We start from the raw sequence: 10,799 nt of genomic DNA, 5'->3' as shown, positions 1-10,799 counted from the left end.
CGCGATGTGACCTGGCGCCGTCGTGTGAAAACTAAACGGTCGCAAAACGGAAAATTCGATCGTTCAGGAACGACCCAGCGCATGCCTCCGTTTTCCGCCGAAAAACATGCATCGCCCGCACATTTTTCAGCAGCGCACACGTGCTTCGACGATGCCGATGAAACATTGTCGATGCATTTCTTTCCAGGATCGAAAATGCGGTGCAACGTCAAAGTTTCGACGCGTGGCTTCATCAATGATTGCGGCCACGTCATCGTTTGGACTTCGTTCGTGACATTGCCGAAACAGGTATTGGACGACCGGATGGCATTGCCTCCAGCAAGCCCGTTGCACACGCGAATGCGGCGCGCATTCGCTGGGGAGTCTTCACCGCACCTGCGTGCGGCCGCGGTGGCCGTGCAGATGCGCTAGTCGATCGCAAGTCGCTGTGGCGCGTAGCGGCCGCTGCGCGTCTGCGCCTGTTTCGTTCCCACGCGACGCCGCCTGCAACTGCTTGCAGGCGACGCCCTATCGTTCCTTCCAAGGAGAGAGATGCATGATCGATCGTATTCGCCGTCAGCCGCTGCTGGCCGCCGCGTTGTCCGGGTGCGCGCTCGTGTTCGGCAATGCCCATGCCGCGCAGGACGCCACGCTCGCCGCGATGTCCGCCACGTTGCGCACCGCGCCCGTCAGCTTCGAGGTGCACCTGCCGTTGCGCGACCAGGCCGGCTTGGACGCATTGCTGGCGGACATCCAGGATCCGGTGTCGCCGCAGTATCACCACTGGCTGTCGCGCGCGGAGTTCGAGCGCCGCTTCGCGCCGTTGCCTGCACAGGTCGAACGCGTGCGCTCGGCCTTGCAGGCCGCGCACATGTCCGTCACCCAGCAGGGCGCGAGCCTGCATGTGAGCGCCAGCGCCGATAACGTCGAGCGCCTGTTCTCCGCGCCGCTGGCGGTGGACCTGCCCGAAGGCGGGCATGCCAAACTCGCGGCCGCCGCCGGCACGCTGCAGCTGCCGGCCGCGTTGCGCGAGAGCGGCGCCGTGGTCACCGGCCTGACCGGCGGCCTGCCGCTGCACCATGTCCATTCGCAGAGGCTGCGGCAGGTCGATCCGGCCAATCGCAATGGCCGCCTCGGCGTCTACGCATACAACGATCTCAAGCAGGCCTACGGCTATCCGTCGTACCAGAGCATGATCGGCGCGCCCGGCCAGCAGCGTCGCCTCGACGGGACCGGCACCACCATCGCGGTGCTGATCTCCAGCGATGTGCTGGATTCGGACGTGGATGCGCTGTTCAACGAAGAAAAATTCAGCCGCTATGGCGCCGGTCACGTCAATCCGAAACTGTTCGCGCGCCGTTACGTAGCCGGCGCCAAGCCAGGGATCAACGAAGAGGGCGGCGCGGGAGGCGAAGCGGCGCTGGACGTGGAGATGGCGTTGGCCGGCGCGCCGGGCGCGCATGTGCTGCTGTACGTGATCCCCGACCTGACCGACGCATCGCTCGCCGCGGGCTACCGGCAGATCGTGCAGGACAACGAGGCGGATGTGGTCACTTCCTCGTTCGGCGCCTGCGAGCTGTACTACACCAAGGCCTACAACGACGGCAAGGATCTCACCTCGCCCTTCCACACCATGGATGCGATCTTCAAGCAGGGCAACGCGCAGGGCATCACCTTCATCGCCTCCAGCGGCGACAACGCCGGCGTCGCCTGTGCGGATACGCACTATGCGGTCGAGGGCAAGGACGGCAACTTCGTCGCCGGCGTCGAGCATCCCGCGGCCGATGCGTATGTGACCGCGGTCGGCGGCGGCAATCTGTCCACCAACTACGAGCAGGGATCGCCGGACTCCAGCTACCGGTCCGAGAGCGCGTATGCCGATCCGCTGCTGACCCAGGACTACTACGGCGTGGGCGCACTGCTGGCCGGTGGCTATTGGGGTGCCGGCGGCGGTGTGAGCACCTTGTTCCAGCGCCCGGCCTATCAGCTGCGCGCGCTGGGCGGCACCCGCACCTCGATGCGCGCCTTGCCCGATGTCGGCATGCTGGTCGGCGGCTGCCCCGATACCGCGAAACAGCCGTGCCGCGAAGGCCGGGGGCTGTATGCCAGTTCGGTGCTGTCGGTGTACAAGGGCGAGTTCTACTCGACGATCGGCACCAGCGTCGCCGCGCCCGAGTTCGCAGGCGTGGCCGCGCTGCTGGTGGAGAAGCAGGGGCGCCAGGGCAATCTCAACGATTACCTGTATCGGCTGGCGGCCAATTACCCGCAGGCGTTCCATCGCGATATCCCGGGCAACAATGGCGTCGTCGACAACAACGTGCCGCTCAAGGGCAGGTACAACTACACGGCCGGCCTCGGGACGCCGATCGTGCGCGCCTTGATCGGTGCGCTGGACGCCGCTCCGGCCGGTGCGCCGCGTTCGCCCAGCAATCCGTGAGCTGACGCGAACGCAACGACGGGGCCGCAGCTGCGCCAATGCCGGCGCACCTGCGGCCCCGTTGCGTTTGCGCAGGCATGGCCTGCAGGCGGCCTTGCTTCAATCCAATTGCAGGCGCTCGCGGATGCGCATGGCGATGCGTGCGGTTTCGCGCAGCGGTTCGATCGTGCCTGCGGTGGCGCCATGCATGGCCGGTGCATCGACGAGGCGACCGCGCGCGCGCAGCGCGGCATGGAAGTCGCGTGCGCGGCCGCGTGCCGACGTCGGCATCGCCACTACCACCGGTACCCGCGTGGCGCAGGCTTCCGACAGCAGGTTCACCGAATCGGGCGTGCACACGATGCGTTCGGCCCAGCCCAGCAGGCCGGCGTAGGGGTTCGCGCCGTCGCCTTCGCCGCACCAGACCACGCCGGGCACACCGGCAAACGCGCCACGCAGCGCGGCGGCCACTGCCGGCGGTGTGCGTCGCGAGGTGCTGGCGAGCACGCTGCCGCCGCTGTCGCGTAGTTGCGACGCCAATCGTCCGAACACCGACGCCGCGGCATCGGCCGTCCATGGCGCAAGCGCGGCCGGGCCGCCGACCAGCAACGCGGTGCGCGGCGACGGCAGCGCGCCGAAGTGCGGGAACGCGGCGCGCGCGGCGGCCAGCCAGGCGTCGTCGATCGGATGCAGGCTGCCAAGCAGGGTGAGCACGTTGTCGCCGCGTAGGCGATCGTGCTCGGGCACCACCACCACGTCCCAGTGCCGCGGCGACAGGCGCGGATCCAGTACCTGCACCACCGCGCTGCCGCGCGCGCGCAGCAGCCGCGTCGCCAGCGCCGCCTGGCGGCCGCAGCCGATCGCCAGCGCCGGCGGTTGCCGCAGCAACTCGGCGAAGGCGGGGCCATAAGCCTGCGCTGCGCCGGGCAGCCGCCGCGGCGCCAGCCAGCGCCAGGGCGTGTGCGGTTGCAGCACCAGCGCCGGGGCGGGCGGCATTGCGGCGGGTCCAGCCAGTGCTGCGGCGAGTGCTTCCGCCTGGCGCGCGTTGCCGGCGCGGCCGTCGCTAATCGCCCAGGGCGCGCCCGATCGTTTCACGTTTGGTAGTAATCCGTTGCATTGCGGCTGGGTGTTGCGGCTATCGTGCCACTCTACACTGGCCGCCTTGCGCCGAAACCGCCCACCGTGGCTGGGCATCGGCCTTCCTCCGACGACAAAAGGTACCTCCGCATGTCCGACGTTCTGCACGATGCCGCCCTGGATCAACTGTTCCGTACCGCCCGCACCCAGAATGCCTTCCGCGACACGCCCGTCGGCGAAGACACCCTGCGCGCCTTGTACGACCTGCTGAAGTGGGGCCCGACCGCGGCCAACAGCAGCCCGGCGCGGTTCGTGTTCGTGACCTCGGCCGCGGGCAAGGAGAAGCTCAAGCCTGCGCTGTCCGAAGGCAACCTGGCCAAGACCTTGGCCGCGCCGGTGACGGTCATCGTCGCCCACGACGAGGATTTCCACGAGAAGCTGCCGTACCTGTTCCCGCACGCCGATGCCAAGAGCTGGTTCGACGGCCCGCGCGAAGGCCGCAGCGAGTCGGCGTTCCGCAACGGCTCGCTGCAGGGCGCCTACCTGATCCTGGCTGCGCGTTCGCTGGGCCTGGATGCCGGCCCGATGTCCGGCTTCGACAACGCCAAGGTCGATGCGGCGTTCTTCGCCGGCACCGCGATCAAGTCCAACTTCCTGGTCAACCTGGGCTACGGCGATCCTGCCGGCCTGTTCCCGCGCCTGCCGCGGCTGAGTTTCGACGAGGCCGCGCGCATCGAGTAAGTCGGATCGTTTTCCGCTTCACCCTCACACCGCTGTGCCTGCGCTTGCCGCAGTTTCCCAACCACCGATTTCTTCAGGAGCTCCGCCCATGAACAAGACCCGCAAACTGCTGCTTCCGCTCGCCCTGGCGCTGGCCGTCGTCGTCGCCCAGCCCGCCACCACCGCCTTCGCCGCGCCGGCCGCCGCGGCCGCCACCGCGATCAAGGGCACCACCGGCACCTACAAGCTCGACCCCTCGCACACCGACGTGCTGGTGCAGTGGAGCCACTTCGGCTTCTCCAACCCCAGCGCGCATTTCGGCGACGTCGACGGCACCCTGGTCTACAACGCCGAGAACGTGGGCAAGTCCAGCGTCCAGGTGACCCTGCCGCTGTCGGGCCTCAACAGCTTCACCGCCAAGTTCGACGAGCACCTGAAGAGCGGCGACTTCTTCGACGCCGCCAAGTTCCCGACCGCGACCTTCAAGAGCACCAAGGTCACCGCCGCCGGCACCAACAAGCTGAGCGTGGCCGGCGACCTGACCATCAAGGGCATCACCAAGCCGGTAGTGCTGGCGGTGACGCTCAACGGTGCCGGTCCGCACCCGATGAAGAAGGTGCCGGCGCTGGGCTTCGATGCCAGCACCACGATCAAGCGCAGCGACTTCGGCCTGGGCGCGTACGTGCCGAACGTCAGCGACGAGGTCAAGATCCGCATCACCACCGAGGCGCTGCAGGACGCGAAGTAAGCCTGCGCTCTGCGGTGAAAGCGGCGGCCTGAACTGGGCCGTCGCTTTCGAGGGAAACGCCCGCCACTCGGTGGGCGTTTTCGTGTGTGCCCACGCGGCGCGACATGTCGGCGCCGCTGGCGGGAGTGCGCGGTGTGGCGCGCAGCTGCAGATGTTTCAGCTGCCTGCAGTCGGGACTGAAGTCCCTCCCACAAGGAGCGATGCATTTTGTGGGAGGGACTTCAGTCCCGACGCACGAGCCATGGTTTCCGTATCGCCAAGCGCTTTATGTAGGAGCGGCTTCAGCCGCGACCGGAGAATGAAGCGGCTGGATCGATCGAGCCAAGAAAAAGCGTCGCGGCTGAAGCCGCTCCTACAGGGAGCCCGCAAGGACGCACGCTTTTTGTGGGAGGGACTTCAGTCCCGACGCACGACCCCATAGTTTCCGCATCGCCAAGCGCTTATGTAGGAGCGGCTTCAGCCGCGACCGGAGAATGAAACGGTCGGATCGATCGAGCCGAGAAATGTGTCGCGGCTGAAGCCGCTCCTACAGGAGCCTGCAAGGAAGCACGCTTTTCTATGGGAGGGACTTCAGTCCCGACGCACGACCCATGGTTTCCGCATCGCCAAGCGCTTATGTAGGAGCGGCTTCAGCCGCGACCGGAGAATGAAGCGGCTGCATCGATCGAGCCAAGAAAAGTGTCGCGGCTGAAGCCGCTCCTACAGGGATCCCGCAAGGAAGCACGCTTTTTGTGGGAGGGACTTCAGTCCCGACGCATGGACCCCGCGGTTTCCGCATCGCCAAGCGCTTATGTAGGAGCGGCTTCAGCCGCGACCGGAGAATGAAGCGGCTGGATCGATCGAGCCAAGAAAAGTGTCGCGGCTGAAGCCGCTCCTACAGGGGCCTCGCAAGGAAGCATGCTTTTCTGTGGGAAGGACTTCAGTCCCGACGCATGAAAAACAACCGCATCCACCTCGGGCGCGCAATCACCAAACTTATGCCTCCTCCTCGCGCCCGGACTTCCAATACCCCGTCGCCCGGATCCACTCCTTCGGCACATTGAGCCGGCCTTCGACGAACTTGCGCATCATCCGTGCACGCGCCGATTCGCAGGCGATCCAGTAGAACGCATCGCCGTCCGGCGCTTCGAAATCGCGCAGCGCGTCTTCCAACAACTGGCTGCCGAGCATGGGCACGCCGTTGCGTTCCAGCCAGGTGATGCGCACCTGCGCGCGCGACGGCAACGCCTGCCGGTCGGCGAAGCCGGGGATCTCGATCAGGGCCTCCACCTTCGCGCCGGCTGGCAATTCTTCCAACCAGCGGCCGATCGCCGGCAGCGCGGTCTCGTCGCCGATCAGCACATAGGTGTCGTAGTCGTCGGCGGCCACGAACGAGCCGCGCGGGCCGCCGATCACCAGCGGGTCGCCCGGGTTGGCCTGCGCCGCCCAGCGGCAGGCCGGGCCGTCGCCGTGCAGCACGAAATCCAGGGTCAGTTCCTGCGCCGCGGCGTCGTAGTGGCGCGGGGTGTAGTCGCGCGCCGGCGAGGGCGCGGTATCGGCCGGGTAGACCGGGCCGCTGTCGGTCATTGTCGGCAGCACGAATGCGCCATCGGCGTTGGGGAAGAACAGCTTGACGTGGTCGTCGGGTCCGGCGCTGACGAAGCCGTCCAGCTCCGCGCCGCCGACCACGATGCGGCGCATGTGTGGGGTCAGCGGTTGGGTGCGCAGCACCTGCAGGTGGCGGAACCGCAGCGGATGGCGTAGCAGGCGGTTTTCATGGGTGTTCATGCGGAAAATCCTTGGGGGAAGGGGGGCGGCGCGTTGCGCCAGCGGAAAGGAAGGAGGTTTTGGCGGCGGCGCGCGGGCCGCGCTCAGCCATCGCCGTCGCGTTCCATGCCGTCGGCGGCCTGTGCCAGCAGTTGCGCGACGCGTTCGATTTCCGCCTCGGTCCAGCGGCCGTGCCGGGCCAGCAGGCCATGCTTGATCCGGCGCATCGCCTCGCGCACCGGGGCTGGCACATTCGCGCGGACCAGCGCGCGGGCGCTGTGATGGGTGCGTTCCACCGCCGCGTCCAGCTGCGCGCGCTGCGCCTGCACGAAGGCCAGGCCGTCGGCGGTGATCGCGTAGCGCTTGCGTGCGGCACCGGCATCGGCCTGCACCAGGCCCTGCGCTTCCAATTGCGCCAGGGTCGGATAGACGGTGCCGGCGCTGGGCGTGTACAGCCCATGGAACAGGTCGGCGACCGCGCGGATCAGCTCGTAGCCGTGGCGCGGCTGGGTTTCGATCATCGCCAGCAGCAGCAGGCGCAGGTCGCCATGGCCGAGCGGGCGGCTGCCGCGTCCGCCGCCGCGGCCATGCTGGCCGCGTCCGCCGCCGCGGCCATGCTGGCCGCGGCCGGCGCTGTCATCGTCGAACAGGCGGCGTGGATCGCGGTGGCTGGGGTCGGTTGGGCGGGGCATCGTTTCGATATGTCTAAGTGTTGCGAAACGATATATCGAAACTGGGTGGCGGGCAAGGTTCTGGTGGGGCTTGCGTGGTTGGGGCGGGGGGATGGTTCAGCGGGGGGAATCTGGTAGGCAGCTGGGGCCGCGTGGTGTGTGGGGCGCCTTCTAGTTGGTCGCGTCGCGACTGAAGTCGCTCCCACAAGGATGCTGCACAGCGTCGTGCCAGCTGGCCGCAAGGCGGCGGCTTCTCTGTCGGTACCGCGTCGGCTATTGCGTTTTGTGGGAGTGCCTCCTTGTGGGAGCGACTTCAGGGCGACGCGGGGTGGGGCGGTGAGTAGGCTTCGGAGCCTGCCTGTCGGGGCTGAAGCCCCTCCTACAGTGCAGCTAGCGGGTCGGTCGCGCGCTTTCTGTAGGAGCGGTTTCAACCGCGACGAACGGAGTCGTTCGCTTTCCGGCGGTGCAATGCGTCGGGACTGAAGTCCCTCCCACAGTGCACCCAGCCAGCCGCAACGCAGGCGAACACCTCGCCGAATTCAGCCGCCGTCGCCTTCCTCCAACACCCGCCGCTGCATCTCGTCCAGGTACTCGTCCAGTTCCTGCACCGAGGTGAAGATCTCGTTCAACGGGACCGCCTTGACCACGTCGAACACCTTGCGGATCTGCGGTTGCGGGTTGACCACCAGCACGCGGCCGTCGCGGGTGGCCAGCACCTTGCGCGCCTTGAAGATCGAGCGGATGCCCGCGCTGCTGATGTAGTCCAGGTGCGACAGGTCCAGCACCAGGGTGGTGATCTGGGTGGCCAGCAGCGGCGCCAGCGCCTCGTCCAGGGCCTGGTAGGTGTGGGTGTCCAGGCGCCCGCTGAGGGTGATGCGCTGGCGCCTGTCCTGGGTGGGGTCGATCTGCAGGCTCAACGTGGTCATGCGGGGAACTCCTGGGGGATGGGGCCGAAGGGGTGCAGCAAGGTGATACACACGACGTTGCGGCCGGCGTCGTGGCGGTAGTCGATGTGGTCGGCGAGTTGCCGCACCAGATGCAGGCCGAGGCCGCCGATCTGGCGCTGCGCGATGTCCGCGTCCAGGTCCGGCGCCGGCGCCGTGCGCAGGTCGAAGGCCGGGCCGCTGTCGTGGAATTCCAGCACCAACGCGCCGGTGTCCACCTGCAACAGCACTTCCACCGGCGGCTGTTCGCTGGCCAGGTGGCCGTGCTCGAGCGTGTTGCAGGCCAGTTCCTCCACGATCAGCCGCGCCCGGTGCACGTGGTCCAGGACCACGCCATGGCGCAGCAGCGCGGCCTCCAGCGTGTCGCTCAGCTGCGCCAGCGTGTCCAGCGCCGGCACCATCTGCAGACGTAGTTTCATGGGCTTCCCTCCCGGGTCGGATCCTGGCGCAACCGGATCGCCAGCAATGTAATGTCGTCGGATTGCGGTGCGGCCGCGGTGAACGCGTGCACGTCGGCCAGCACCCGCGCGCACTGCGCCTGCGCGTCGATGCCGGGCTGCAGCGCGGCCAGCAACCGCTCGGCGCCGTAGGCCTGCAGGCGCGCGTCCATCGCCTCGGTGATGCCGTCGGTATAGCTCAGCAGCGTGGCGCCGGCGGCCAGGCGGCCGCGTACCACGGGGTAGCGCGTCTGCGATTCGATGCCCAGCGGCGGCCCGGATTCCACCGCCAGCAGTTGCGCATGGCCGTCGGCGCCGAGCAGCACCGGCGGCTCGTGGCCGGCGCTGGACAGCCAGTAGTCGCCGCTGTGCACATCGATCAGCCCACACAGCACGGTGGCGAACATGCAGGTGTCGTTGCCGTCGACCATGCGCTGCGAGGCCGCGATCAGGATCGCGTCCGGCCGGGTGTGGCGGCGCGCGGCCACCTCCAGCACGGTCATCGCCCGCGCCATGAACAGCGCCGCCGGCACGCCCTTGTCGGACACGTCGCCGACCACGAACCACAGCAGCCCCGGCTCGGTTTCGAAGAACTGGTAGAAGTCGCCGCCGACCATCGTCGCCGGTTCCAGCAGCGCGTAGGTTTCCAGATGCTTATGCGCGCTGTCGAAGGTGCGCCCGTCCGGCAGCATCGCCTGCTGGATGTCGCGCGCGATCGACAGCTCGCTCTGCATCCGCTGCCGCGCCTGCGCCAGCGTGGCGATCTCTTCCAACTGCAGCTTGATCGAACCGCGCGCGCTGTCGAAGGCGCGCGCCATCACCCCCACTTCGTCGTGCCGTTCCACATGCCGCAGCGGATAGTCGAACTCGCCCTGGCTGAAATGCCCGGCCGAATTGGTCAGGTCCTCGATCGGCCGCGCCAGCCGCGCGGTGTAGCGGTGCAGCAGCCACAGCCACAGCAGCAAAGCGGTGCCGCCGCCCAGCCCCACCCACAGCGCGATGCGGTTGAGCCCGGCCACGATGTAGCGCTCGGACACGGTCAGCGCGAAGGTCCAGCCGGTATCGCCGACCGCCGCGCTCTGGGTCAGGTAGCGCTCGCCGTCGGGCGCGGTGTGGGAAAAGCGCACCGGCACGTGCGCGGCCACCGCCGCGGCCAGTGGCGACAGGTCCGGCCGCGCGCGTGCCACGTGCGCCTCCAGGGTGCGGCGGAAGCGCAGCGCCGGGTCCGGATGCAGCACGAACAGACCGTCCGGCGACAGCAGCATCGGCTGCAATCCGGCGCTGGCCGGCAGTTCGCCGACGATCGCCTGCAGCCGTTTCAGCGGCACATCCACGCTGACCATGCCGATCGCCGGCGCCCCCGTGTCGTCCCCGGGCAGGCGTAGCGGCAGGTTGTAGGTGGTGAGGTAATCGCCGCCGGTGGACGCGTCGCTGTACGGCTCGGACCACCACGGCGCCGACGCCGTCAGCGTGCGCCGGTACCAGGGCATGGTGCGGTAGTCGTAGGCCAGCGCATCGGCCGGCTGCTCGGTCACCCGGCCGTTGGCCCGCCGCAGGTGCCAGGCGAAGCCGCGGTCGTCGCCTTTCAGCGCGCCCGGCTCGATCACCAGCAGCGCCCCGGCGATGTCCGGATCGCCCTCCAGGGTGGCGTGCAGCAGGCTGCGCAGGTTGAACGGCTGGCGCCCGACCGCCGAGGCGCCAGCGGCCAACGTGCGCCCGCTCACCTGCACCGAGCCCAGCGTGGCGTCCAGGCTGCGCGCGGTCTGCTGCGCCAGTCCGGCCACCTCCTCGCGCGCATTGCGCACCACCACCTGGCGCGCGCCCAGGTAGAACAGCACCGCCAGGCCCAGCAGCAGCGCCACCTGGATCAGGCTGCCCCACAGCATCAGCCGGGTGCGCAGGCTGTGCCGCCAGGCCACCGCTGAAGCGTCCTGCACTGGCGAGAGAGCGGCGATGGCGGCGTTTCCGCGGGAGTCGGCCCCGATCATAAGCGCAGCCGCGCCCCGCCGCGCGTCCGGGGCGCGCGCGGTCCCAGGCCAATGTGACAGTCCGTTCCATACG

The 10,799-nt window shown here is 68.5% G+C and carries 10 protein-coding genes; 4 read left to right on the top strand and 6 right to left on the bottom strand.

Features of this window, described 5'->3' with window-relative positions; translation table 11 throughout:
- Window positions 1–81 precede the first annotated feature (81 nt).
- Together HEP75_RS19360 and HEP75_RS19355 are read left to right on the top strand one after the other, a co-directional pair.
- Complete coding sequence (locus HEP75_RS19360) at window positions 82–411, top strand: hypothetical protein (RefSeq protein WP_185824590.1); 330 nt, start codon at window positions 82–84, stop codon at window positions 409–411.
- 124 nt (window positions 412–535) lie between these two features.
- Complete coding sequence (locus tag HEP75_RS19355; RefSeq protein WP_185824589.1) at window positions 536–2,416, top strand: S53 family peptidase; 1,881 nt, start codon at window positions 536–538, stop codon at window positions 2,414–2,416.
- 99 nt (window positions 2,417–2,515) lie between these two features.
- On the opposite strand, the gene HEP75_RS19350 is transcribed toward HEP75_RS19355, so the two are convergent.
- Window positions 2,516–3,490, bottom strand: a complete 975-nt coding sequence (locus HEP75_RS19350) for an ELM1/GtrOC1 family putative glycosyltransferase (RefSeq protein ID WP_255423912.1) — start codon at window positions 3,488–3,490, stop codon at window positions 2,516–2,518.
- A gap of 132 nt (window positions 3,491–3,622) precedes the next feature.
- Between HEP75_RS19350 and HEP75_RS19345 the strand changes: the two genes are divergently transcribed.
- Window positions 3,623–4,213, top strand: coding sequence for a malonic semialdehyde reductase (locus HEP75_RS19345; protein WP_185814176.1), 591 nt, complete (start codon window positions 3,623–3,625; stop codon window positions 4,211–4,213).
- 88 nt (window positions 4,214–4,301) lie between these two features.
- Window positions 4,302–4,940: a YceI family protein gene (locus HEP75_RS19340; RefSeq protein ID WP_185821225.1), complete on the top strand. Its 639-nt coding sequence runs from the start codon at window positions 4,302–4,304 to the stop codon at window positions 4,938–4,940.
- 975 nt (window positions 4,941–5,915) lie between these two features.
- Here HEP75_RS19340 and HEP75_RS19335 read toward each other — a convergent pair.
- From HEP75_RS19335 to HEP75_RS19315, 5 genes are all read right to left on the bottom strand, one after another.
- Complete coding sequence (locus HEP75_RS19335; RefSeq protein WP_185824587.1) at window positions 5,916–6,707, bottom strand: siderophore-interacting protein; 792 nt, start codon at window positions 6,705–6,707, stop codon at window positions 5,916–5,918.
- Window positions 6,708–6,790: 83 nt separating this feature from the next.
- Window positions 6,791–7,378, bottom strand: a complete 588-nt coding sequence (locus HEP75_RS19330; protein WP_185824586.1) for a PadR family transcriptional regulator — start codon at window positions 7,376–7,378, stop codon at window positions 6,791–6,793.
- A gap of 518 nt (window positions 7,379–7,896) precedes the next feature.
- The gene (locus HEP75_RS19325) at window positions 7,897–8,283 is read right to left on the bottom strand and encodes an STAS domain-containing protein (RefSeq protein ID WP_185814168.1); all 387 of its coding nucleotides are present in this window, start codon (window positions 8,281–8,283) and stop codon (window positions 7,897–7,899) included.
- Entirely contained in the window at window positions 8,280–8,720 is a 441-nt protein-coding gene (locus tag HEP75_RS19320; RefSeq protein ID WP_185824585.1) for an ATP-binding protein, read from the bottom strand. Before HEP75_RS19320 ends, HEP75_RS19325 begins: the two co-directional genes overlap by 4 nt.
- On the bottom strand, window positions 8,717–10,657 hold the full coding sequence (locus HEP75_RS19315; RefSeq protein ID WP_185826669.1) for a SpoIIE family protein phosphatase: 1,941 nt from the start codon (window positions 10,655–10,657) through the stop codon (window positions 8,717–8,719). The genes HEP75_RS19320 and HEP75_RS19315 overlap by 4 nt, the downstream gene beginning before the upstream one ends.
- Window positions 10,658–10,799 lie beyond the last annotated feature (142 nt).

The sequence above is a fragment of the Xanthomonas sp. SI genome (assembly GCF_014236855.1).
GTDB lineage: Bacteria > Pseudomonadota > Gammaproteobacteria > Xanthomonadales > Xanthomonadaceae > Xanthomonas_A.
Note: the sequence above shows the minus strand (reverse complement) of the source record. Positions and strands in the feature narration are given on the sequence as shown.